General features: G+C 75.3%; 21 protein-coding genes and 2 riboswitches. Of the genes, 2 read left to right on the top strand and 19 right to left on the bottom strand.

The annotated features are described in order from the left end of the window. Nucleotides 1-118: 118 nt before the first annotated feature. Nucleotides 119-511: a hypothetical protein gene (locus tag AC3WT4_RS08190; RefSeq protein ID WP_257416379.1), complete on the bottom strand. Its 393-nt coding sequence runs from the start codon at nucleotides 509-511 to the stop codon at nucleotides 119-121. Nucleotides 512-667: 156 nt separating this feature from the next. After that, complete coding sequence (locus tag AC3WT4_RS08185) at nucleotides 668-1,693, bottom strand: aldo/keto reductase (protein ID WP_492315211.1); 1,026 nt, start codon at nucleotides 1,691-1,693, stop codon at nucleotides 668-670. A 249-nt stretch (nucleotides 1,694-1,942) separates the two neighbouring features. Here AC3WT4_RS08185 and AC3WT4_RS08180 point away from each other — a divergent pair, with 249 nt between their 5' ends. After that, on the top strand, nucleotides 1,943-2,428 hold the full coding sequence (locus AC3WT4_RS08180) for a Dps family protein (RefSeq protein WP_051028364.1): 486 nt from the start codon (nucleotides 1,943-1,945) through the stop codon (nucleotides 2,426-2,428). Between the two features lie 76 nt (nucleotides 2,429-2,504). On the opposite strand, the gene AC3WT4_RS08175 is transcribed toward AC3WT4_RS08180, so the two are convergent. The 17 genes from AC3WT4_RS08175 to AC3WT4_RS08095 form a co-directional block, all read right to left on the bottom strand. Then, nucleotides 2,505-4,295, bottom strand: a complete 1,791-nt coding sequence (locus AC3WT4_RS08175) for a dipeptide ABC transporter ATP-binding protein (protein WP_492315210.1) — start codon at nucleotides 4,293-4,295, stop codon at nucleotides 2,505-2,507. Further along, a complete protein-coding gene (locus tag AC3WT4_RS08170; RefSeq protein WP_083384982.1) occupies nucleotides 4,292-5,338 on the bottom strand; it encodes an ABC transporter permease in 1,047 nt (348 codons plus the stop codon). Before AC3WT4_RS08170 ends, AC3WT4_RS08175 begins: the two co-directional genes overlap by 4 nt. Next, a complete protein-coding gene (locus AC3WT4_RS08165) occupies nucleotides 5,335-6,288 on the bottom strand; it encodes an ABC transporter permease (protein ID WP_492315209.1) in 954 nt (317 codons plus the stop codon). Before AC3WT4_RS08165 ends, AC3WT4_RS08170 begins: the two co-directional genes overlap by 4 nt. Nucleotides 6,289-6,358: 70 nt before the next feature. Further along, a complete protein-coding gene (locus AC3WT4_RS08160; RefSeq protein WP_492315208.1) occupies nucleotides 6,359-7,984 on the bottom strand; it encodes an ABC transporter substrate-binding protein in 1,626 nt (541 codons plus the stop codon). Nucleotides 7,985-8,087: 103 nt separating this feature from the next. Beyond that, nucleotides 8,088-8,201, bottom strand: a riboswitch (SAM riboswitch). A 175-nt stretch (nucleotides 8,202-8,376) separates the two neighbouring features. Next, nucleotides 8,377-9,474 (bottom strand): LLM class flavin-dependent oxidoreductase, encoded by a 1,098-nt coding sequence (locus tag AC3WT4_RS08155; RefSeq protein WP_492315207.1) that lies wholly within the window; start codon nucleotides 9,472-9,474, stop codon nucleotides 8,377-8,379. 81 nt (nucleotides 9,475-9,555) lie between these two features. After that, complete coding sequence (locus tag AC3WT4_RS08150) at nucleotides 9,556-10,671, bottom strand: LLM class flavin-dependent oxidoreductase (protein ID WP_492315206.1); 1,116 nt, start codon at nucleotides 10,669-10,671, stop codon at nucleotides 9,556-9,558. A gap of 89 nt (nucleotides 10,672-10,760) precedes the next feature. Then, nucleotides 10,761-11,183, bottom strand: coding sequence for a rhodanese-like domain-containing protein (locus AC3WT4_RS08145; protein WP_108049320.1), 423 nt, complete (start codon nucleotides 11,181-11,183; stop codon nucleotides 10,761-10,763). A gap of 93 nt (nucleotides 11,184-11,276) precedes the next feature. Further along, entirely contained in the window at nucleotides 11,277-12,542 is a 1,266-nt protein-coding gene (locus tag AC3WT4_RS08140) for an LLM class flavin-dependent oxidoreductase (RefSeq protein WP_257416373.1), read from the bottom strand. Between the two features lie 59 nt (nucleotides 12,543-12,601). Continuing rightward, nucleotides 12,602-13,537, bottom strand: coding sequence for an NADPH-dependent oxidoreductase (locus AC3WT4_RS08135; RefSeq protein WP_108049316.1), 936 nt, complete (start codon nucleotides 13,535-13,537; stop codon nucleotides 12,602-12,604). Next, nucleotides 13,534-14,727: an FAD-dependent oxidoreductase gene (locus AC3WT4_RS08130; protein ID WP_108049314.1), complete on the bottom strand. Its 1,194-nt coding sequence runs from the start codon at nucleotides 14,725-14,727 to the stop codon at nucleotides 13,534-13,536. The genes AC3WT4_RS08135 and AC3WT4_RS08130 overlap by 4 nt, the downstream gene beginning before the upstream one ends. A gap of 7 nt (nucleotides 14,728-14,734) precedes the next feature. Next, nucleotides 14,735-15,769 carry an ABC transporter substrate-binding protein gene (locus AC3WT4_RS08125; RefSeq protein WP_108049312.1) on the bottom strand — a complete coding sequence of 345 codons (1,035 nt, stop codon included), beginning with the start codon at nucleotides 15,767-15,769 and terminating at the stop codon, nucleotides 14,735-14,737. 113 nt (nucleotides 15,770-15,882) lie between these two features. Further along, complete coding sequence (locus AC3WT4_RS08120) at nucleotides 15,883-16,662, bottom strand: amino acid ABC transporter ATP-binding protein (RefSeq protein ID WP_074805461.1); 780 nt, start codon at nucleotides 16,660-16,662, stop codon at nucleotides 15,883-15,885. Continuing rightward, nucleotides 16,659-17,750: an amino acid ABC transporter permease gene (locus AC3WT4_RS08115; protein WP_108049310.1), complete on the bottom strand. Its 1,092-nt coding sequence runs from the start codon at nucleotides 17,748-17,750 to the stop codon at nucleotides 16,659-16,661. Before AC3WT4_RS08115 ends, AC3WT4_RS08120 begins: the two co-directional genes overlap by 4 nt. Then, on the bottom strand, nucleotides 17,747-18,343 hold the full coding sequence (locus AC3WT4_RS08110) for a GNAT family N-acetyltransferase (protein ID WP_074805455.1): 597 nt from the start codon (nucleotides 18,341-18,343) through the stop codon (nucleotides 17,747-17,749). The genes AC3WT4_RS08115 and AC3WT4_RS08110 overlap by 4 nt, the downstream gene beginning before the upstream one ends. Next, nucleotides 18,340-19,239 (bottom strand): DUF1684 domain-containing protein, encoded by a 900-nt coding sequence (locus AC3WT4_RS08105; RefSeq protein ID WP_108049308.1) that lies wholly within the window; start codon nucleotides 19,237-19,239, stop codon nucleotides 18,340-18,342. The genes AC3WT4_RS08110 and AC3WT4_RS08105 overlap by 4 nt, the downstream gene beginning before the upstream one ends. Before the next feature lie 56 nt (nucleotides 19,240-19,295). Beyond that, complete coding sequence (locus AC3WT4_RS08100; protein ID WP_492315205.1) at nucleotides 19,296-20,696, bottom strand: NtaA/DmoA family FMN-dependent monooxygenase; 1,401 nt, start codon at nucleotides 20,694-20,696, stop codon at nucleotides 19,296-19,298. A 17-nt stretch (nucleotides 20,697-20,713) separates the two neighbouring features. Beyond that, the gene (locus tag AC3WT4_RS08095) at nucleotides 20,714-21,868 is read right to left on the bottom strand and encodes an LLM class flavin-dependent oxidoreductase (RefSeq protein WP_492315204.1); all 1,155 of its coding nucleotides are present in this window, start codon (nucleotides 21,866-21,868) and stop codon (nucleotides 20,714-20,716) included. 347 nt (nucleotides 21,869-22,215) lie between these two features. Beyond that, nucleotides 22,216-22,323, bottom strand: a riboswitch (SAM riboswitch). 170 nt (nucleotides 22,324-22,493) lie between these two features. Between AC3WT4_RS08095 and AC3WT4_RS08090 the strand changes: the two genes are divergently transcribed. Next, nucleotides 22,494-23,216 carry a TetR/AcrR family transcriptional regulator gene (locus AC3WT4_RS08090; protein WP_255180416.1) on the top strand — a complete coding sequence of 241 codons (723 nt, stop codon included), beginning with the start codon at nucleotides 22,494-22,496 and terminating at the stop codon, nucleotides 23,214-23,216. Nucleotides 23,217-23,324 lie beyond the last annotated feature (108 nt).

Raw genomic sequence — 23,324 nt, 5'->3', positions numbered from 1 at the left:
CCCCCCCAGGGGAGACCTCTTGGTTTGTGGGGGCGGGGAGGGGGAGAAGAGACAGGACGGCGGTCGTCCCGCCGTCGGGCCCCTCGCCCGTCCCGTGCCGCCCCTCACGGGTGGTCCGTCACCAGCTCCAGCCGCGCGCGCTGAGCTCGAGCTCCTCGCGGAACCGCTCGTCGTCGCCCGTGCGGAAGCCCGCGCGCAGGGGCGCGTCCGCGACCGGGAGCCCGGTGAGCCGGCAGGCCTCGCGCAGCAGCGCGTCGTAGGCGCCCTGGACCGCGAGGTAGTGGTGAGCCCGCGCGTAGACGTCCGGGTCGGCCTCGATGCGCCGGAGCTCCGCGGCGAGCGCGGTGAGCCGCACCTGGAGCGCGAGCGTCGTCAGCGGGTCCGGCGCCGCGGCGGCACGACGGCGCGCGCCCGCCCGGTGGCTCGGAGGTCGCCCGGCCCGGCGCAGCACCCACCACGCGGCGGCGGCCGTGCACGCCGCCGCGCACCAGATCATGAGCAGCCACGACATCGGAGCCGACCTCTGCGCGGGGAGACCCACAGGACCTCTCCAGTCTAGGTCTCCCCGGCCCCGCGGGGCACGGCGGGTGCCCCTGTCCTCGATCCCCGGCGGTCCCCGCCGGGGACGGCGGCCGGTCCCGAGCGGTCCGCGCCGCGCGTGGCGGGGTCAGCCGTCGAGGAGGTCCGGCTGCGGGTGCCGCACGCCCTGGACGGCCGTGCGCGGGATGGCCGCGCCGATCGTCGCGACGTCGTCCGGCGTGAGCTCGACCGCGGCCGCCGCGACGTTCTGCTCCAGGTACGCGACGCGCTTCGTCCCCGGGATCGGGACGACGTCGTCGCCCTGCGCGAGGAGCCACGCGACCGCGAGCTGTGCGGTCGTGACGCCGTGCTCCGCGGCGAGCTGCTCCAGGGAGCGCACGAGGCCGCGGTTGTGCTCGAACGCCTCGCCGGCGTACCGGGCGTGGGCGCGGCGCACGTCGTCCTCCGCGAAGCCGTCGGTGGCGTCCACGGTCCCGGTGAGGATGCCCCGGCCGAGCGGCGAGAAGGGCACGAAGCCGACCCCGAGCTCGCGCAGCGTCGGCAGCACCTCGTCCTCCGGGTCGCGCGTCCACAGCGAGTACTCGCTCTGCACGGCCGTCACGGGGTGCACGGCGTGCGCGCGGCGCACGGTCGCGGCGGACGGCTCCGAGAGGCCGATGCCGCGGACCTTCCCGGCCTCCACGAGACCCGCGAGCGCGCCGACCGTGTCCTCGATCGGCACCTGGGGGTCGACACGGTGCAGGTAGTACAGATCGAGACGGTCGGTGCCGAGGCGACGCAGGCTCGCGTCGACCGCGGCACGGACGTACTCGGGGCGACCGTCGACCGGGCGCCCGTCGGGGTGGCCGCCCGCGGGCGGGAGCCCGAACTTCGACGCGAGGACGATCTCGTCCCGGTGCGGCCCGAGGACCCGGCCGAACAGCTCCTCGTTGCGGCCGTGGCCGTAGACGTCGGCGGTGTCGAAGAGGGTCACGCCGAGCTCGAGCGCGCGGCGCAGCACGGCCTCCGCCTCCGTGGCGTCCGCAGGGCCGTAGGCGTCGGTGACGGACATGCCGCCGAACCCGACGGCGGAGACGGCGAGCGCCGCCTCGCCGGTGCCGAGCGTGCGCGACGGGAGGGTGCCGAGGGCGGAGGTCCGGGAGGTGTCGGTCATGGGCCCAGCGGACCACCGCGCGCCGCCCGGGGCAAGGGCGGACGCCGTCCTCTCACCTGGCGAGAGGACGTGACGCGTCGTGCCGCGGCTCGGCGCGCGACGAGCCCCGCTGCAGGTCAGGCACGCCTCTCCTTGCTGGCGAGCGCGCGGAATGCGACCTAGTCTGGAATCGTTCAAGTGAACGGCACCGACGGAAGCCGGGTGACCGCCGCACGATTCCGGGCGACCCCCGAGAGAGCGAGGAGCACCATGTCCGCACCCACCATCCACCGCACGACGGCCCGCTTCGAGGCGTCGGAGAAGCTCCGCGCCCACCTGCAGCGCGTGCTCGTCGCGCTCGTCGACCTGCACGTCCAGGGCAAGCAGGCCCACTGGAACGTCACGGGCCGCGGGTTCCGCGACCTGCACCTCCAGCTCGACGACGTCGTGGACGCCGCGCGCGAGCACAGCGACACCGTCGCCGAGCGCATGCGCGCGCTCCAGGTCGTGCCCGACGGCCGCACCGAGACGGTCGCCACGACGACGGACCTCTCGCCGTACCCGGCCGGCCTCGTGTCGGTCGGCGACACGGTCGACGCGGTCGTCGAGCGCATCGCGCAGACGGTCGAGGTCGTCCGCGCCGTGCACGACGACGTCGACGCCGAGGACCCGACGAGCGCCGACATCCTGCACGAGATCATCGCGGACCTGGAGAAGCAGGCCTGGTTCCTGTCCTCGGAGAACCGCGAGGCCTGACCCGGCCCGCCCCCGCGAGGTAGAACGGCCCGTCGCGAGGTAGAGCACGTCGTGTGCTACCTCGCGACGGGCCGTTCTATCTCGCGGTGCGCTCCTGGAGCGCGCGGCGGCCGGGGATGGCCGCGACGAGCTCCCGCGTGTACTCCTCGTGCGGGTCGAGCAGGATCTGCTCGGCGTCGCCCTGCTCGACGACGCGGCCTCGGTGCATGACGCCGACGTGGTCGGACACCTGCCGCACGACGGCGAGGTCGTGCGAGATGAACAGGTACGCGAGCCCGTGCTCGGCCTGCAGCCGCACGAGCAGCTCGAGGATCTGCGCCTGCACGGACACGTCGAGCGCCGAGACGGGCTCGTCGAGCACGACGAGCGCCGGGTTCAGTGCGAGCGCCCGCGCGATGGCGACGCGCTGGCGCTGCCCGCCCGAGAGCTCGCGCGGTCCCCGGCGGAGCACGTCGGGCGGGAGGGCGACGTCCTCGACGAGCGCACGCGCCCGGTCCGCCCGCTCGGACGGCGACCCGACCCGGTACGCCCGGAGCGGCTCGGTGACGATCTGCTCGACGGTGAACCGCGGGTCGAGCGACGCGTACGGGGACTGGTAGACCACCTGGAAGCCGCGGCGCAGCGACCGCAGCCGCTCGCCGCGCGCCGTCGTGATGTCCTCTCCGGCGAACTCCACCGTGCCCGCGGTGGGCCGCTCGAGCCGGAGGGCGAGGCGCGCCGTCGTGCTCTTGCCCGACCCGGACTCCCCCACGAGCGCGTACGTCTCGCCGCGCCCGACCGCGAGGCTCACGCCGTCCACCGCGACGAGCGTCCGGTGCGCCGCCCCGCGCGGCAGCGTGAACTCCTTGCGCAGGTCCCGCACCGCGAGGACGGGCGCACCCGCGGTGCCCGGGCCGGCGCCGTCGGGCACCGCGGTCCCCTGACCGTCGGCGCGGCTCGCGACCGCGGCGCGGCTCGCGTCGGCGCGCGGGACGACGCCGTCGCCCGTCGCCGTCTCCGGGGTGCTGCCCGCGACGAGGCGCGAGCTCGCGAGGCTCGGCGCCGCCGCGATGAGCTGCTGGGTGTAGGGGTGGCGCGGGTCGTGCAGCACCTGCTCGGCGGTGCCCTCCTCGACGACGACCCCGTGCTCCAGGACGACGATGCGGTCGGCGCGGTCCGCCGCGACGCCGAGGTCGTGCGTGATGAGCAGGACCGCGGTGCCGAGGTCGCGCACGAGGCCGTCGAGGTGGTCGAGGATACGGCGCTGGACCGTCACGTCGAGCGCGCTCGTGGGCTCGTCCGCGACGACGAGGCGCGGCCGCGCCGCGACGGCGATCGCGATGAGCACGCGCTGGCGCATCCCGCCGGAGAGCTGCGACGGGTACTGCCGCGCGCGGGCCTCCGGGTCGTCGATCCCGGCCTGGCGCAGCAGCTCGACCGCGCGCTCGCGCGCCTCCTTGCGCCGCGCGAGCCCGTGGATGACGAGCACCTCCGCGACCTGGTCGCCCACGCGCGTGACGGGGTTGAGCGACACCGTCGGGTCCTGCGGCACGAGCCCGACGTCGCGGCCCCGCACCTGCTGCCACTCCTTCTCGGAGAGCCGTCCGACGTCGCGGCCGCCGAGGCGGATGGTCCCTGCCGTCACCTCGCCCCCGCGCGCGAGCAGGTGCAGGGCCGCGTGCGCCGTCGTGCTCTTGCCCGACCCGGACTCGCCCACGAGCGCGACGACCTCGCCCGCCCCGACCGTGAGGTCGACGCCGCGGACGGCGGCGTACGAGCCGCCGTCGCGCGTGCGGTAGGCGACCTCCAGACCGCGGATCTCGAGCGCGGGCGCCTCGCCCGACGTCGGGCCGGGACGCTCCTGGGTGGTCGGCGTCGTGACGGTCATGCGTCCCCTCCGGTGCGTTCCAGGGCCCGCGCGACACGGTTCGCCGACAGCACGACGGCGACGATCACGAGGCCCGGCATGGTCGTGAGCCACCACGCGGTGGCCAGGTAGTCGCGCCCGCCCGAGACGAGCGACCCCCACTCGGGCGCGGGCGGCGGCGTCCCGTAGCCGAGGAAGCTCAGGGCCGAGATCGCGAGCACCGCGGTCCCGAGCTCGAGCGCGACGAGCGCGAGCACCGGTCCCGTCGAGTTGGGCAGCACGTGGCGCCCCAGCACGCCGTACCAGCGCACGCCCGACGCGCGGGCCGCCTCGACGTACACCGACGTCGAGGTCCGCAGGACCTCGGCCCGCATGACGCGCGCGAACGTCGCGACGCTCGTGATGCCGACGGCGATCGCGACCTTGACCGTCCCGAACCCGAGCGCCGTGATGATCGCGAGCGAGAGCAGGATGCTGGGGATCGCGAGCAGCACGTCGACGAACCGGCCGACGACGTCGTCCACCCACCCGCGCACGAACCCCGCGAGCAGGCCGAGCAGCGACCCGGCGACGAGCCCGACCGCGACCGCGATGACGGTCGCACCGAGCGAGGCCGACGCGCCGTGGACGACCCGCGCGTACACGTCGCGTCCCAGGTGGTCGGTGCCGAACAGGTGCGCGCCCGACGGCGGCTGCAGCCGGTCCGCGGGCACGCCCGTCAGCGGGTCGTACGCCGTGAAGAGCTGCGGGACGACGGCCCACGCCGTGACGAGCAGCACGACGAGCACGGCGACGACCAGCCCGGGACGCCGCACGGCGTACCGCGCCCCGCGTCGCCACCGGCCCGCCGTGCCCCGGGTCCGCACGCGGCCGTGCCGGAGGATCGCGCGCGCGTCCTCGCGGTCCTCGACCTCGATCTCCGCGGGCGTGCGCCCCGCGGGCGCGTCGGCGGGCGGGGCGTCGGGGGCGAGCGCGCCCGACGGCGGGGCGTCCGCCGCCGCGGCACGGTCCGCGACCCGGGCCTCGTCCCGGAGCACGATGCGCACTCCCGGCCTGGTGCTCATGCGGCCACCGCCTTCTGTCGTGCGTCGATCCGGGGGTCGAGCAGGGGGTAGAGCAGGTCGACCACGAGCGTGACGACCACGAACACGAGCGCCGAGAGGACGACGACCGCCTGCACCACAGGGATGTCCTGCGCGTCCACCGACGTGACCGTGAGCCGTCCCAGGCCGGCGCGCGAGAACACCGTCTCCGTGACGACCGTGCCGCCGAGCAGCCCACCCACGACGACCCCCAGCACGGTCAGGGCGGGGATCGCGGCGTTGCGCAGCGCGTGGCCGAAGTGCACGCGCGCCCGGCTCGCGCCCTTGGCCCGCGCCGTCTCGACGTACGGCTCGCCGAGCGTCCCGCGCAGGCTCCGCGCGAGCACCTGGGCGAGCGCGGCGCTCGCCGGGACGGCGAGCGTGATCGCCGGCAGCACGAGGCTGATCGCGCCCTCGTTGCCGATCGCGGGGAACACCGGGAGCTGGAAGGAGAACCACTGCAGGAGCAGCAGGCCCAGCCAGAACGGCGGCAGGGCGACGCCGAGCGGCGGGAGCGACGCGAGCGTGTGGCGCAGCCAGGCCGCGCGCGGGAACGTGCTCGCGATCGCGATGCCGGCGCCCGCCACGACGGCGAGGACGAGCGCCGCGGCCGTGAGCCGCAGCGTCTCCGGGAGCGCCTGGAGCACGAGCTGCGTCGCGGGCGCCCCGGACGCGTACGACGTCCCGAAGTCGAGCCGCAGCGCGTGCCACAGCGCGTCGGCGTACTGGACCAGCACGGGCCGGTCGAGGCCGTACTGCGCGCGGAGCGCGTCGAGCAGCGCGGGGTCCACCTGGTCCGCCTCGCCGCCGCCGCTCGCCATGAGCGCGGCCGGGTCGCTGGGCAGCAGGTAGAGGACGAAGAACGAGATCGTGAACGCCGCCCAGAGCACGAACAGCCCCTGCCCGGCGCGACGCAGGACGTACCGGCCCATGGTCGGCCTCCTTCCGTGGGGGATGCCCGCCTGCCCGACGCCGCGGCGTCGGGCAGGCGGGCCCGGCGGGTCAGCCCTGGGTGACCCAGGCGTCGTAGAAGTCGAGCCGCGACGACGCCTCGAACGTCAGGCCGTGGACCGTGTCGGCGGCCGCAATGGTCGTCGAGAGCTCGTAGACCGGGATCGCGTGCCCCTTCTGGACCAGGAGGCGGGACGCCTCCGTGACGAGCTCCTGCCGCTCGGCCGGGTCGGTCGCCGCGGCCGACGCGTCGAGCAGGCCGTCGACCTCCTCCGCGTCGCGCTGGTTGATGTTGCGCGCGTTCGCCGAGAAGATCGTCCGCAGCACGTCCGGGTCGGAGCGCGTGAGGTTGTAGTAGTCGAAGTCGAAGTCGCCGCTCTCCTTGATCGCCTGCGACTCCGCGACGGTCACGTGCTGGAGCTGGAGGTCCACGCCGATCTGCGCGAGCTGCTGCTGGACGAGCTCGAGCGGCTCCGGCACCTGCCAGAACGTCACGGTCGTGGAGAGCTTCTGGCCGTCCTTCTCGCGCACGCCGTCGGCGCCCTCGACCCAGCCTGCGTCGTCGAGGATCTTCTTCGCGCCCTCGGGGTCGTAGGCGAGCTCGTCCGCGACGCTCTCGTAGAGCGGCGTCGAGTGCGACAGGACGCTCGTGGCCGGCTCGTCCTGCTCGCTGAGCACGGTGTCCGCGATCTGCTCGCGGTCGATGCCCCGGAGGATCGCCGTCCGCACGGCCTCGTCGCCCGCGAGCGGGCTCGACTCGTTGGGGAAGAGGTTGAACACGACGCCCGGGTTCGCGCGGTACTCGAGCCAGAACCCGTTCCCGTCGAACTGCGGGAGGTCGACGGTCGAGATCGCGGCCGTCGCGTCGATCTGCCCGGACTGCAGGCTGCCGCTGCGCACGCTCGCCTCGGGGATGACCTTGAACGTCACCGTGTCGAGGTAGGCCTCGCCCTGGTGGTCGTTGGCCTCCGAGCCCCACGCGTAGCCCGCGACCTTCTCGAGCACGATCTCCTGGTCCTGCGTGTAGGACTTCACGGAGAACGGCCCGGAGCCGACGAACTTGCCGGCGCAGCGGTCCTCGACGCTCAGGTCGGCCGAGGACGGGGCGAGGAGGCCGAGCGAGAACGTCGACGTCGCCTGGAGGAACTGCGCGCTCGGCGCCGCGAAGTCCACCGTGAGGGTCTGCGGGTCGATGACGGTCGTGCCCTCGTAGCCGACGAGGTACTGCGACCCGAGCGACGCCGTCGCACCGAGCGCGACGATCGCGTCGAGGTTCGTCTTCACCGACTCGGCGTCGATCGGCGTGCCGTCGGCGTACGTCGCGTCGTCGCGCAGGTGGAACGTGTAGCTCGACGCGTCGTCGTTCACCTCCCAGCTCTCCGCGAGCCACGGCAGGATCTCGCCCGTCTCCGGGTCCTGCGCCGTGAGCGACGCGACGGTCTGGCGGGCCGCCGCGATGGCGTCGTTGTTGCCGACCTGCTGCGGGTCGAGGCAGTGCGAGTCGACCGTGATCGCGAAGGTCAGGTCGCCGCCCGCGACGGGCTCGCCGGACGGGCTGGGCGACCCGCCGTCGTCGGACGTGCCGGACCCGCCGCCGCACGCGGCGAGCAGGAGGCCCGTGGCGGCGGCCGCCGCCACGACGGTCAGGGACCGGCGTCGGTGAGGTGTGGGGATCATGTCGTGCTGCTCTCCTCGGTGCCGGCTGAGGACCGGCGGTCGTCCGGCGCCGGTGGTCGACCGCGCCGGGCCCAGGGCCGGCGCGGCGGGGGTGCCCACCGGTGTGCCGTGCTTACCGCGCCGCGGGAGCGGCGCGGTCAGGTCGTTCCCGGAGCACCCCGTCACGTCGAAGGGTTGCTGGTCAGCGAGCCGGGCCTGCGTGCTGACGCTCGTCACCTGGGAGCAGGAAAGACAATCCCGACTGGTTGAGTCAAGTATCGAGACGCGCGTCCCGCCAGGCGGACGGTTGTTTCCTGCTCCGCGACGTCGCGACCTGTCGGCGGGGCCGTCACGAGCACGGCGAGGGCCCGCTTCGCCGGGCGAGACGGGCCCCTCCGGTCCGGCGTGCTCGCTCAGGCCGCGGTGAAGCCCGCCGCGCGACGGGCGTCGGCCACGCTCCAGAGGTCCGTCTTCACCTCGGCCCGCACGACGGGGACGACCTCCTCCGCGAACCGACGCAGCACGTCCTCCTGCTGCGTCGCGGGGATCAGGTGGTTCACCGAGACGGACTGCAGATCGTGCCCGTACGAGGCGTGGTAGTCGAGGATCTTCTCCGCCACGCGCTCCGGCGACCCCACGAGCGCGGGCCCGCGCTCGACGGCGTCCTCGACCGTCCGGAAGCTCGGTGCCTTCCCGACGGCGTCCGCCCCGTAGCCGCGACGTGCCGCCGCCGCGACCTGGCCCTCGTAGATCGGGCGGTACTGCTCGATCGCCTCCTCCGTCGTGTCGGCGAGGAACAGCCCGCCCGAGCCCGACCCGACGAACCCGTACGCCGGGTCGTGCCCGTGCGCCGCGTACCGCTCGCGGTAGCGGTCGATGAGGACCTGGTAGTTCTCGCGCGGCTGCAACGCGTTGGCGCTGACGATCGGGTCCCCGTACCGGGCCGCGAGGTCCACCGCGAAGCGCGACGTCGCCGACCCGTGCCAGATCCGGAACGGCCCGGCGAACGGCCGCGGCAGCGTCGTCGCGTGCTCCAGCGCGTGGCGGTGCCGCCCGCTCCAGCTGACGTCCTCCTCCGACAGCAGCAGGCGCAGCAGCTCGTAGTTCTCCTGGAGGTACTCGTACTGCTTGTCGATGTCCAGCCCCAGCAGCGGGTACTGCAGCACCTCGTTGCCCTTGCCGATGACGATCTCCAAGCGCCCGCGGCTCAGCTGGTCGACCGTCGCGAGGTCCTCGGCGACGCGGATCGGGTCGAGCAGCGACAGCACGGTGACACCCGTGCTCAGCAGGATGCGCGACGTCCGCGCCGCGACCGCGCCGAGGATCACCGTGGGTGCCGACGACAGCACCTCGCCCGCGTGCCGCTCCCCCACCGCGAACGAGTCGAACCCGAGCTCCTCCGCGAGCACCGCCGTCTCCACGACCCGGTTCAACCGGTCGGACGGCGCGACCGCCTCCCCGGTCACGGGGTGGGGCGGGTTGAACACGATGTCGAGTACCTGGAACCGCACGGTCCTGCTCCTTGCTGTCGGTGTCGTCGTTCGGGGGGCCCGGTACCGGAGCTGCCGACCCGGGGCGGGGTTGCCGACCTGTCAGGCCGCGGCAGCCTCGGCGGCGGCGGCGTCGCGCTTCGCGACCTCCTCGCGGACGATCGGGATGACGTAGCGGCCGAAGTCGACCGCGTCGTCGAGCAGGTCGTAGCCGCGGGCCGAGATCACGCGGACGCCGAGGTCGTAGTACGCGAGGAGCGCCTCGGCGACCTGCTCGGGCGTGCCGACGAGCGCGTTGGAGTTGCCGGCGCCGCCGGTGGCCTTCGCGGTCGCGGTCCACAGCGCGGTGTCGAAGCGCTCGCCCTGGGCGGCGATCTCGAGCAGGCGCTGGGAACCCGCGTTCTCGGGCTTGTCGATCGGGTGCCGACGGCTGAGCCGACCCCCGGCGGCGGCCTTGCGTGCCTCGATCCGGTCGAGGATGCGGTGTGCCTTCTCCCAGGCGAGCTCCTCGGTCGGCGCGACGATCGGCCGGAACGCGGCGTGGATGCGCGGCGGCGTCGTCCGGCCCGCGGCGGCGGCCTCGGCGTGCACGCGCGCGATCTGCTCGGCGGTGCGGTCGAGGGGCTCGCCCCAGACGGCGTAGATGTCGGCCTCGGCCGCACCGACGCGGAACGCGGCGTCGGACGACCCGCCGAACGAGATGGTCGGGGTGCGGCCCTCGAACGGCTTGGCGTCGAGCACGAAGTCGTCGAAGTCGTAGAACGGGCCGTGGTGGTCGAACGGCTCGGCGCTCGACCAGGCCTGCTTGACGATCTGGATGTACTCCTGGGTGCGCGCGTACCGCTCGTCCTTGGTCAGCGTGTCGCCCTCGCGGCCCTGCTCGTGGTCGTTGCCGCCGGTGATGAAGTGGACGGAGAGCCGCCCGCCGGAGAGCTGGTCGAGCGTCGCGAACGTCTTGGCCGCGTACGTCGGGTAGGACACGTTGGGCCGGTGCGCGAGCAGGAGCTCGATCGACTGCAGGCGCGCGGCGGTGTAGGCGGCGAGGGCGGCGGGCTCGGGGCCGGAGGATCCGTACGCGAAGAGGACGCGCGTCCAGCCGTTGTCCTCGTGCGCGCGCACGAGGCGCTCGAGGTAGGCGGGGTCGAACGCAGCGGTCGTGCGGTCGGTGGTCTCCGACGCGTCGTTGGTCGTGGCGATGCCGAGGAACTCGACGGGCATGAGGGTCTCCGTGGTGTCGGTGCGGGTGGTTCGGGGTGGGGTGGTGCGGGTTCGCGGACCGGACGTGCGCGGCGGCGCACGGGTGCCGCTCAGGGGGCGGCGGGCGCCGTCGACCTCGAGGGCACCGTCGGCTCCGCGGACGACGTCGGCCCGGAGGACGGAGCGGGCCCGTCGACCGGGTCGGACGCCGGGAGCCCGGCGTCCTTCCACGCCGGGAACCCGCCGTCGACGTGCGAGACGTTCGTGTACCCGCGCCGGGCGAGGGCCTCGGCGACGGGCCCGGAGCCGTCCGGCGACCCGCACACGACGACGACCGGCGTGTCGAGCGAGACCACCGGGGCGTCGGCGGGGCCGAACAGCGCGTCGAGATCGTGGCGGTCCGCGAGCGTGGCGCCGGGGATCTCGCCGTGCGCGGCGCGACCTCCGGCCGAGCGCACGTCGATCAGCAGCGCGCCGTCGGCGACCTGTGCGGCGGCGTCGGCCGCGGTCCGGAGGGGCGGGGTCGTGGTCATGGGTGTCTCCTTCGGGTGAGGTCGCGAGATCGACCCGCACGTCCGAGGCCGACCCTCCGCGGGTCGCTCGGGAGACGCGCGGTCGATCCCGCGTCAGCGGGTGGTGGCGAGGGCGGGTGCGACGTCGGGGGTGGCGATCGTGGCCGTGGTGTCGCCGCTGCCGGAGGCGCCCGCGAACCACTGCTCGGCGAGCAGCGCGAACGAGCGGCGCGCGTCGTCGGCGTCGTGGGTCGCGGTGGTGACGAGCAGCTCGTCGGCGCCGGTCGCGCGGCGCAGGGTCTCGAGCCGCCGCACGACGGTCTCGGGGTCACCGACGATGCGCGTGTCGACCCGGTCCGCGACGAGCGCGCGCTCGGACTCGGGGCGGTCCTCCCACGCGGGCGACGTGCCCGGCTCGGGGTAGGCGATCGCGCCGTCCGCGCCGCTGCGGATCGAGAGCACCCAGTCCGCGAACGGTGTCGCGAGCTCGCGGGCCCGTTCGATCGTGTCGGCGACGAGCACGTCGGCGGACACGACCACGTAGGGCTCGGCGAGCACGCCCGGCCGGAACGCCTCGCGGTACGCGGCGACGGTGTCGAGCGTCGCCGACGGCGCCACGTGGTAGTTCGCGGCCAGCGGCAGCCCGAGCTCGCCCGCGACGCGCGCGCTCTCGCCGGCGCTCGACGCGAGGACCCACAGGTCCCAGTCGGCGCCCTCGACGGGCGGGCTCACGTACGGCGTCCCGCGCTCGTCGCGGTAGGTCCCGGCGCGCAGCCCGAGCACGAGCTCGAGCTCGTCGCGGAAGCTCGCCGGGGTGCGCGACGCCCCGACGATCCGCTTCTGCGCGAGGATCCGCTCGCGCAGCACGGAGTCGTTCACGTCGGCGGGCGGCGCACCGGGCACGTACAGCCCGTCGACGACGCGGGGCCCGGCGGCGGGCCGGGCCCGCCGCGGCGGCGCCCCGGCCCCCTTCTCCCCCGTCGGCGGCGTGAACGCCCGGCCGAGCCCGAGGTCGACGCGGCCCGGGTGGAGCGCGGCGATCGTCCCGAACTGCTCGGCGGCGACGAGCGGGCTCGTCGTGCTGAGCAGCACGGCACCGCTGCCGACGCGGATGCGCTCGGTCCGGGCCGCGACGGCGGCGGCGAGCACGGCGGGCGACGCCGAGCCGACGCCGGGCGACAGGTGGTGCTCGGCGTACCAGACGCGGTGGTAGCCGAGCCGGTCGAGGTCGCGTGCGAGCCCGACGGCGCGGCGCACCGCGTCCTGGCCCGTCGCCCCCTCGGGGACGATCGCGAGGTCGAGCACGGACAGCGGGACGCGGCCGGACGCCGGTCGCGTCCCGCCGGGGGCGGCGGTCGGGTGCGGGTGCTGGTGGGACATGGCTTCCTCTGGTGGGTGCGGTGGCTCGGGGCGACGCGGTCTCGCGCGGGGTCGCCGGGCTACTTGGACGGGAACCCGAGCGCGGCGAGCGTGGTGCGCAGGTGGGCGCGCCCGCGCAGGGCGCCGGGGACGCGCAGGCGGTCGACGACGCGGTCGCGCCAGCCGCCGTCGAGCCCCTCCTCGCGGTAGAAGGGCGCGATGCGCTCCTCGTACGCCGCGACGTGCTGCTCCTGGCCGGCAGCGCGGTAGCGCTCGGCGTGCAGGACGGCCGCCTGCGGCAGCCGCGGCTTGACGCGTTCCCCGCCCGCGGGGTCGGGGTGCCCGACGACGAGCCCCACGACCGCGACCACGCCCTCGGGCAGGCCGAGCTCGGCCGCGACCTGGGCGGGGTGGTTGCGCAGCGCGCCGATGTACACGGTGCCCAGACCGAGCGACTCCGCCGCCACGACGGCGTTCTGCGCGGCGAGGGCGGCGTCGAGGAACGCGACGACCGTCGTCTCGAGGTAGTCGGTCGCCTCGAGCCGGACGCCCTCGCGCTCGCCGAGGGCGCGGGCCCGCGCGACGTCGGCGAGCCAGACGAGCAGCAGCGGCGCGGTGCGCACGTGCTCCTGGTCGCCCGCGAGCGCCGCGAGCCGCGCCTTGCGCACGCGGTCGGTGACGGCGACGACGCTCCAGAGCTGGAGGTTCGACGACGTCGGGGCCGACTGCGCGGCGGCGACGAGCGTCGGCACGACGTGGTGGGCCAGCGGGTCGGTGAGGTAGCGGCGCACCGTCCGGTGCCGGAGCTGCGTCGCGAGGACGGTGCCGGGACGGTCCACGGCGGGTGCCAGGGCCGCGGTCGCGCCGGGCGCGACGTCCTCGACCGCGGCGGGGTCGACGCCGTACCGCGCCGCGAGCGCGGCACGGGCCCCGCCGGTGTCGTGCGTGGCGTGCGTCTCGGGGCCCGCGGACGGAGCCGGAGCGTCCGCGGCGGCGGGTGCGGGAGCGATCGTCATGAGGCGGTCCTCTCGGGGAGTGCGGCGAGGCGGGCGAGCGCGAACCGCTCGGCGGCGGTGCCGCCGTCGGGCAGCGAGCCGGGGGCGGTCGCGAGGTCGGCGAGCACGCGCCCGACGGCCGGGGCGAACTTGAAGCCGTGGCCGGAGAACCCGGCGCCGACGACGACCGGGCCGCGGCGGTCGAGCACGAAGTCCTGGTCGGGCGTCGTGGTGTAGGTGCAGCTCACGGGGACGTAGGCGTCGGGGTCGAGGCCGGGCAGCCACGTGCGCACGTAGTCGCGCAGCGCGGCGAGCTGGCCCGGCTCCGGCCGGTAGGAGCGCCGGTCGGGGTCGACGACGGGGCCGACGCCGTGGAAGCCGACCTTGACGCCCTCGCCCGGGGTCGCGAGCCCGTAGACGCCGCTCGGCCACGTGGTGCCGGGACCGACGTCGTGCGTGAACGCGGGCCACCCCGCGGGTGACGTCCCGGGGGCGAGCGCGAAGTGGGCGGGCTGCTCCTGCGTGACGACGAGCGGGAGCTCCTGCCCCAGCAAGCCGCCCGCCGGGGAGCCGAGCAGACCCGCGCTCCACGCCCCGACGGTCACGACGACGACCCGCGCGACGACGTCGGCGCCGTCGGTGACGACGCGCACGCCCTCGGGCACGCGCTCGACGTGCCGGACGGCCACCTCGTGCCGCACGTCGGCGCCCCGCGCGGCCGCGGCCCCCTGGAGGGCCGCGACGGCGCGGTCGGCGTGGAGCCGGCCGGCCGTCGCGACCTCGTGCAGCACCCGGCCCTCGAACCGCAGCCCCGGCCAGCGCTCGGCCGCGGCCGCGGGGTCGAGCCACTCGTGCTCGATCCCCCGGGCCGCGAACGCGGCGCCGATCGCGTCGGCGCGACGCTCGGCCGCGCCGTCGCGACGCCCGTGGCTCACGCCGCCGGTGACGTCGAGGAGCGCGGTCCCGGTCTCGTCCTCGATCTCGCGCCAGAGGCGCAGCGCCTCCTGCGCGAGGTCGAGGTACTCGGGCTCGGCGTAGGTCGTGCGGTAGATGCGCGACGTCCCGTGCGAGGCGCCGTGCGCGTGCCCGGGAGCGAAGCGCTCGAGCAGCACGACGTCGCGCCCGCGCCGCGCGAGCTGCCACGCGGCGGCCGAGCCCATGACGCCGCCCCCGACCACGAGGTGGTCGACGTGCTGGGTGCTGGTGGTCATGCGCGGGTCACTCCGTCTTCGGCAGACCGGGCGGGTTGGTCTGCGACTCCTCGACGGCCTCGGACTCCAGGCCCCACCGCTGGAGCACCTCGAGGTACGTGCCGTCCTCGATGGCGTGGTTGATCGCGGCGGTGATGGCCGGGGCCGCCTCGTTGCCCTTCTTCGTGGCGACGGCGATCTGCGCCGTGTCGGGCCAGCCGCCGTTGAGCGTGCCGACGACCTTGAAGTCCTGCGGGGAGATCGCCGCCTGGTACGCGAGCGACGCGTTGGGGCCGACGTACGTCTCGATGCGCCCGGACTGGAGCGCGAGCAGGACGTCGGAGAACTGCTCGTAGTACTCGGGGCCCTGGACGGGCTCGAGGCCGTCCTCCTGGTTGAGGCGGTCCCACTCGAGGACGATCTTCTCCTGGTTCGTCCCGGAGCCGACGGCGACGACCTTGCCCGCGATGTCCTCGCGCTTCGTGATCGACGTGATGTCGGAGTCGGCGCCCACGAGCCAGCCGAGCTCGTCGTTGCGGTACGTGGAGAAGTCGATGGTCTCCTTGCGCTCCTCGGTCACCGTGACGTTGGAGATCACGGCGTCGACGTCGCCCGAGCCGAGCGCGAGCGGCCAGTCGGCCCAGGCCTTGACCTCGAGGCGCAGGTCCTTGCCGAGCGCGTCGGCGACGAGCTGCGCGATGTCGGTCTCGTTGCCGATGGGCGTCTCGTCGTCGTCGGCGAGGAAGCCGAGCGGGGGCGCGGAGCCCGCGGAGATCGCGACGACGAGCTCGTCCTTGTCCTTCCAGGCGTCCGGGAGGAGCGCGACGGCCTCGGCCGACTCGGTGGTGCGGATGCGGTCCTGGTCGGGGCTCGTGCTCACGTCGAGGGCGTCCGAGACGGACGTCGTGCTCTCCGTCGTGCCGTCGGAGGACGCCGCGCCCTCGTCCGCGGCGGCCGGGGCCTCGGTGCTCACCCCGGAGCAGGCCGCGAGCACCAGCAGGGGCACGACGGCGAGGGCGGCGAGCGCGCGGGGGGCGCGGGCGCGGGTGGTCGTTGCGGTCACGGGTGTCCTACCTCTCGGGTGGTGCGTCGGGGTGACGCGGGAGTGCGGGTGTGCGGGACGGCCGGACGGCCGGTCGCGGGTGACGACGGCGGGCGTCGGTGGACGTCGGTGGTTCAGAGGACCTTCTGGAGGAAGGCCCGGGTGCGGTCGTGGCGCGGGTGGTCGAGCACCTCGGCGGGCGTGCCCTGCTCCACGACGACGCCGTCGTCCATGAACACGACGGTGTCGGCGACCTCGCGGGCGAAGCCGATCTCGTGCGTGACGACGACGAGGGTCGTGCCGGTGCTCGCGACGTCCTTGATGACCTCGAGCACCTCCCCGACGAGCTCGGGGTCGAGCGCCGAGGTGGGCTCGTCGAACAGGAGCACCTTGGGCCGCAGCGCGAGCGCGCGGGCGATGGCGACGCGCTGCTGCTGCCCGCCGGAGAGCTGGCGCGGTCGGGCGTCGGCCTTGTCGGCGAGCCCCACGCGCTCGAGCAGCGCGCGGGCCTCGGGCTCGACGTCCTCGCGCCGGCGGCGCTGCGCGGAGACCGGCGCCTCGACGACGTTCTCGAGCGCGGTGAGGTGCGGGAACAGGTTGAAGCTCTGGAAGACGAACCCGATCTGGGTGCGCTGGCCGAGGATCTCGCGCTCCTTGAGCTCGCGCAGGGTGCTGCCCTTGCGGCGGTACCCGATGAGCTCGCCGTCGAGCGAGATGAACCCCTTGTCGACCTTCTCGAGGTGGTTGATCGCGCGCAGCAGCGTCGACTTCCCGGAGCCGGACGGGCCGAGCACGACCGTCACGGACCCGGGCGGGACGGTGAGCGACACGTCGCGCAGCACCTCGAGCGTGCCGAAGCTCTTGTGGACGCCGTGGATCTCGACGAGCCCGGCGGTCGCGACGTCGGCGGTCATGCCGCACCTCCCGAGGTGCGGGCGGTGCGGGTCAGCACGCCCACCCGGGCGCGGGCCGCGTACGCGGGCGGGACGGCGTCGGGCACGGGGCGGCCGGACAGCCGCGAGGCCCAGACGAGCACGGTCCACCGCGCCTTCTGCAGCGGGGTCGGGGGCAGCGTGCGCACCGCGCCCTTCGCGTAGTGCCGCTCGACGTAGTACTGCACGACCGTGATGAGCGTCGTGAGCACGAGGTACCAGATCGAGGCGACGATGAGCAGCGGCACGACGCGGCCGTTGCGGCCGTAGATGACGCTGACGATGTAGAAGAGCTCGCCGTACGCGAGGACGTAGACGATCGACGTGCCCTTGAGGAGCCCGATCACCTCGTTGACGGCCGTCGGGATGATGGAGCGCATCGCCTGCGGCAGGATGATGCGGCTCACCTGGCGCCGCTTGGGGATGCCGAGCGACGCGGCGGCCTCCTGCTGCCCCTGGTCGACCGAGAGGATCCCGGCCCGCACGATCTCGGCCGAGTACGCGGCCTGCGAGAGCCCGAGCCCGAGGATCGCGGCCCAGAACTTGTCGATCACGGACAGCGTGTCGAAGTACAGGAGCTCGGGCCCGAAGGGGATGCCGACGCTCAGGTACGGGTACAGGTAGGCGAGGTTGTACCAGAGCAGGAGCTGCAGCAGCAGCGGCACGGACCGGAACACCCACGTGTACGTCCACGAGACCGACTGCAGGAGCGGCGAGCGCGACAGCCGCATGAGCGCGAGCACGGTGCCGAGCGCGAACCCGACGACCGACGCGACGAGCGTGAGCCGGATCGTCGCCCACGCCCCCTCGAGGATCGAGGGCCACGTGAGGTACTGCGCGACGACCCCCCACTCCCAGCGGTCGTTCGTCACGAGCGAGCTGACGACCATGGCCAGCAGCACGGCCACGCCGGCCGTCGCGACCCAGCGGCCCGGGTGCCGGGCGGGGACGATGCGCAGGCTCTCGAGCGGCAGCGCGTCCTCGACACCGCCGCGCGGGTCGGCGGGGTGCCGGCCCGACGGCGGTGCGAGCTGCCGGGACTCGTCCTGCGGGAGCGACACGGTGCTCATGGCGCGACCTCCAACCACTTCTCGAAGGCGAGCGGGCCGATCTCCTCGGGATCGGTCCCGGTGTCGAACAGGGGCGTGTAGCCGGTCGCGAGGTACAGCCCGGCGGCCTCGGGCTGGCGCGGGCCCGTCGTGAGGTACACGCGCCGGTAGCCGCGCTCGACGGCCCGGCGCTCGAGCTCGGCGAGCACGAGGCGAGCCAGCCCGCGGCGCCGGTGCGCCGAGTGCGTCCAGATCCGCTTGAGCTCGGCGGTGCGCACGGCGGGCGTCCCGTCGGCGCGGCGCGCGGCCGGCCGGGCGAGCCGCCCCGGGTCGCCGAGCTCCGGCTCGGCCCGACGGCGGAACGCGCCGCCCGCGACCGGCCCGCCGTCCTCCAGCACCAGCACGAGCTCGCCGTGCGGCGCCGCGAAGTCCTGCGCGGGGTAGTGCTCCATCTCGGCGCGGAGCTCCTCGGCGCTGAGCACGCGCTGGTACCGCGTCCAGTACTCGTGGGAGAGCTCGTCGAGCAGCGGCCGCACGAGCGGGTCGTGCATCGCGACGGACCGGACCTCGCGCGCCCCGCTCACCGTGGCGGGGCGCGCCGCGACCGCGGTCACCGGGGTGCCCTCTCGCCCGCGGTGACGGCGAACGGCACGTGGTTGCCCTCGACCGGCGCCGGGCACGTCCCGAAGTCGCTGAACGCGTACGGCAGGTTGACGGCCCGGTTGAGGTCGAGGCGCACGCTCCCCGCGGTGCCGGGCACCGCGTCGGCGTCCACGCGCAGGACCCGCCAGGGAGCGACGCCGTCCGCCTCGTCGCTGAAGAGCAGCGTCACCGCGCCGCCCGGCGCGCCGGTGAGGGCGAGCGTCGCGCTGCGCCGGGCGCCGTCGCGCTCGACGACGAGGTCGACCTCGCCGACCGTGCGCACGTGGTGCACGAGGCCGGGCCGGGCGGCGCCCACGACGACGGGCCGCGGCGCGTCGTGCCAGCGCACCGCCGCGTCGACGACCCAGGCGGGGTCGTGGGCGAACGTCGGGACGCCGTCGAACCCCGTCCGGGCCGGGGCGAGCGGGTCGCGCACGCGGACGGCGTAGCGGCCCGTGCGGCGCACGACCTCCACCGCGACCTCGCGCGTCTCGCCGCCGTCCGACGGGTCGCCCGCGTCCCGACCGTCCGGGAGGAACGTGCCCGCGAGCGTCGACCCGCCCTCCGCGACGACGACGGTACCGACGGCGCTGCCCGTCGTCGTGCGGACGGCACCGCCCTCGTCCGCGCGGTGGTGCGCGCCGTCGGCGTCGGCCCACCAGAGCCCGGGGATCCCCGGGAGGGCGGCGGGCTCGGCCGGGAGCGCGTGGTACGCGACGAGGCTCAGCCAGCCGTGCGGCGGGCGCAGCCCGTCCTCCCGCTCGGCGTGCCAGGCGGCCCACGCCGCGGCGTCGGGCGACGCGGACGCGGCGGGATGCGCGGGTGCGGTGGCCACGGCGCCCGTGGCGGTCGGCGTGCTCGTGCTCATGGGTCCTCCGAGGTCGGTGCGGGTGGTCGGTGCGATCGCTGCGGTGTCGGCGACGGTCAGCCGACGAGCTCGGCGGGGTGCGCCGCCGTCGGTTCGTCGTCGCCGCGCGTCGTCGTGCCGGGGCGGGCGAGGTCGAGGTGCTCGCGCAGGGTCGTGCCCGCGTACTCCGTGCGGAACGAGCCGCGCTCCTGGAGCAGCGGGACGACCTGGTCGAAGACGTCGTCGAGCCCGCCCGGCGTGAGGTGGGGCACGAGGATGAAGCCGTCGGAGGCGTCCTCCTGGACGTGCCGGTCGATGTCGTCCGCGACCTGCTGCGGCGTGCCGACGAACCCGCCGCGCGACGTCACCTGGATGACGAGCTCGCGGATCGACCAGCCGTTCGCCTCGGCCTGCTCGCGCCACGCCGCGGCGACCGCCGCCGGGTCCTTCGCGTGCCGCACCCGGCCGCGCGTGATCGACAGGTTCTCGGTGTCGGGGTCGACGTCGGGCAGCGGGCCCTCGGGGTCGTACGCCTCGAGGTCGCGGCCCCAGACCTGCTCGAGGAACGCGATCGCCGTCGGGCCCGAGACCTGCTGGAGCCGGATCTCTCGGGCGCGCTCCTCCGCCTCGGCGGGCGTGTCGCCCAGCACGACGACGGTCGCGGGCAGGATCTTCAGGGAGTCGCGCTCGCGCCCGTGGGCCGCGAGCCGCCCCTTGACGTCCTCGTAGAACGCGCGCCCGGCGTCGAACGTCGAGTGCGCGGAGAACACGACGTCGGCCGTCGCGGCGGCGAAGTCGCGCCCGTCGGCCGAGTCGCCCGCCTGGAACAGGACGGGGTGGCCCTGCGGGCCCCGCGGCGTCTCGAACAGCCCGACGACGTCCGCGTACGTCCCGTGGTACGCGACCGGCCGCACCGCGCCGGGCCGCAGGAACTCGCCCGCGATCCGGTCGGCCAGCACGGCGTCGTCGTCCCACGAGTCCCACAGGGCGCGCGCGACCTCGACGACCTCGGCCGCCCGCGCGTACCGCTCGGGGTAGGGCAGGTAGCCGCCGCGGCGGAAGTTGGCGCCCGTGAAGGCGTCGGGGCTCGTCACGAGGTTCCACGCCGCACGGCCCTCGGAGAGCAGGTCGAGCGTCGCGAACTGCTTCGCGAGCTCCCACGGCTCGTTGAACGTCGTGTTGATCGTGCCCGCGAGGCCGAGCCGCTCCGTGACGGCCGCGAGCGCGGCGAGGACGGGCAGCGTGTCGGGGCGGCCGACGACGTCGAGGTCGTGGATGCGGCCCTTGTGCTCGCGCAGGCGCAGGCCCTCGGCGAGGAAGAAGAAGTCGAGCTTCGCGTCCTCGGCACGGCGCGCGAGGTGCTCGAACGACGCGAAGTCGATCTGGCTGCGCGAGCGGGGGTCGCTCCACACGGTGGTGTTGTTGACGCCCGGGAAGTGGGCGCCGAGGTGGATCTGCTTGCGGGGTCGGGTGCTCATGTCGGGTCCGTCCGGGCTCAGGCGATCGCCGCGTAGCGGTTCGCGGGGTGCGGGAGGCCGAGCGTGTCGCGCAGCGTCGTGCCCGGGTACGCGGTGCGGAACAGGCCCACGCCCTGGAGCAGCGGCACGACCCCGTCGACGATCGCGTCGAGGTCCGTGCTCAGCGACGACGGCCGCAGCAGGAAGCCGTCGGCGGCGCCGGCGTGCGCCCACTCCTCGACCGTCGCCGCAAGGTCGCGCGCTGTGCCCACGTGCGTCAGCGAGTCCGTGTCCCACGAGACGCCCTCGAGGTCCTCGAGCAGGTCGAGGCGGGCCTGCGCGCTCGCCCGCGTGTCGCCGACGACGACGTAGGCGTCGACGAGGACCCGGAGCGTGTCGGGGTCGCGCCCGGCGTCCGCGGCCGCGTCGCGCACCTGCGACCGGATCGCGGTGGCCTCGTCGCGGGTCGCGGCGCGGACCCGGACGACGTCGGCCCGGCGGGCCGCGAGGTCGAGCGACGCCGGCGTGCTCGCCCGCACGACGACGGGCGGCTGGCCCTGCGGCGGGCGCGGGGTGATCGACGGCCCCTTGACCGCGAACCGGATGCCCTCGTGGTCGACGTAGTGCAGCTTCTCGCGGTCCACGAACCGGCCCGTCGCGACGTCGCGGATCTCGGCGTCGTCCTCCCACGAGTCCCAGAGCCGCGTGACGACCTCGACCGCCTCGTCCGCCTCGGCGACGGCGTCGGGCTCGTCCTGGGCGCCCTTGCGCCCGAAGGCCGCGGCCTCGGCCGGGGTCGTGGACCACCCGACCTGCCACCCCGCGCGGCCGGAGCTCACGTGGTCGATCGTCGCGACCGCCTTGGAGACGTGGAACGGCTCGGTGTGCGTGGTCGTGACGGTCGGAACGAGGCCGATGCCCGCGCTGCGCGGAGCGAGCCGGGACGCGACGAGCGCGGCGTCGAGCCGGCCGCGCACGGACCCGTTGCGGCCCGGCTGGAGGGTGAACGCGTCGTCGAGCGTGACGAGGTCGAGCAGGCCGCGCTGGGCGGTGGCGACGAGCTCGACGAGGCGCTTGGCGTCGAACAGGCGCTGGGCCTGGGAGCCCACGGTCCGCCAGGCGGCGGGGTGCGCACCGGCGTCGGTGAGGTCGACGCCCAGGTGGACGGTGCGGGCGGGGCGGGGGTCGGGCATCGCGAGGATCCGTTCTGGGACAGGCGCCGACCGCACACTCAGGGCGCGGCGGGGTGCCAGGGGGTGGGCAGGGTCGCCCCGCCGCGGGGCGGCAGGGCGGGGCCGGGGAGGCCGGAGGGAGGCCCGTCAGGGCGTGCGCACAGGCGCGCGCGGCGTCAGGAGCGGGGCGTCGTCAGCGACAACAGGTGACGCGCGCGGGGGCGCCGACCGGACAGGAGACGACGGCTGCACCGCGGACCGGACAGGGGCACGTCGGCGCGTGCGGGGTGCTCACCGCGGTGCTCGACTGTCGCCGGTCCATCGTCCGTCTCCTTCGTGCCCGTCGCCGGGCGCCGCGTCGTTGCCCCGCACCGCGCGGGTCGCGCGTCGCGGGACCTGGTCCTCACCCGGGGCACCCCGCCGCGCGGGAGGGTTGCCGTCCGACGAGCCGGGGCTTGGCGTCGGAGCTCATGACCATGTCCTGTGCCGAGGTCCGTGGACCTCGGTTGCGCGGGAACTTACGAGCGGGCACGGAGGGTGTCAACGCACCGCCGGGACCTTCCCACATACTGGACTTGATCGGTCAACTTTGAGCGCCGACGGCTCTCGTTTGCACCGAGTGCATCGATGCACCTAGTGTCAAGAGGTGCCTCCCCTGCCCGGACCCGAGCGCCCGACCGCGCCCGTGACGGACGCCGCCGACCTCGCCGCCCCCGGCCCGGACGCCCCCGCTCCGGACGCCGCGGCTCCCGACCGCCGCGCGGCCCTGCGCGCGCGCCACCGCCGCGCGATCGTCGCCGCCGCCGCGACGCTCATGGAGGAGAAGGGCGGCGCGCGCTTCACCGTCGACGAGCTCGCGGCACGGGCCGACGTCGCGCGCCGCACGATCTTCAACCACTTCGCGTCGCTCGACGACGTCGTGGTCGAGGTCTGCGAGGACGTGCTGGGCTCGGTCGTCGAGACGCTCGGGGCGAGCGCGGCCGAGCCGGGCACCGACCGCCCCACGCCCCTCGACGACGTCACCGCGGCGCTGCGCGGCACGGACCTCGTCGGCCCCATGGCCTACCTCACGCGCGCCCTCGGCGGCACCGCGACCGAGCCCACGCCGCGCGTCACGACGATGGTCGTGCGCACCTTCACCCACCTCGCCGAGCGCCTCGTCGCGGCCACCACGCGCCGGCACCCGGACGTCGACCCGCTCGAGATCGAGATGCTCGTGGGCGCGCTCATGGCCGGGGTCCTCGTCATCCAGCGTCGCTGGTGGGCCGAGACCGGTGCCGCCGACGACGACGCCTCGCGCGAGGTCTGGGCCGGTCTGCTCGACCGCCTCGTCGAACGGATCCGCGCCGGCTGGGCGGACCCCGCCTGACGCGACCCGCACCCTCCCCGCCCCCGCGACCACCTCTCCCGCCACGCCACCCCCGCCACCCCGGGCGCACCCGTCGGACCCGGACCGGACTCCCACCGAAGGACCCTC

The organism is Cellulosimicrobium sp. EB106-03-01-XG111 (assembly GCF_058792115.1).
The sequence above is the reverse complement of the archived record's forward strand: the minus strand, read 5'-3'. Positions and strand labels throughout refer to the sequence as shown.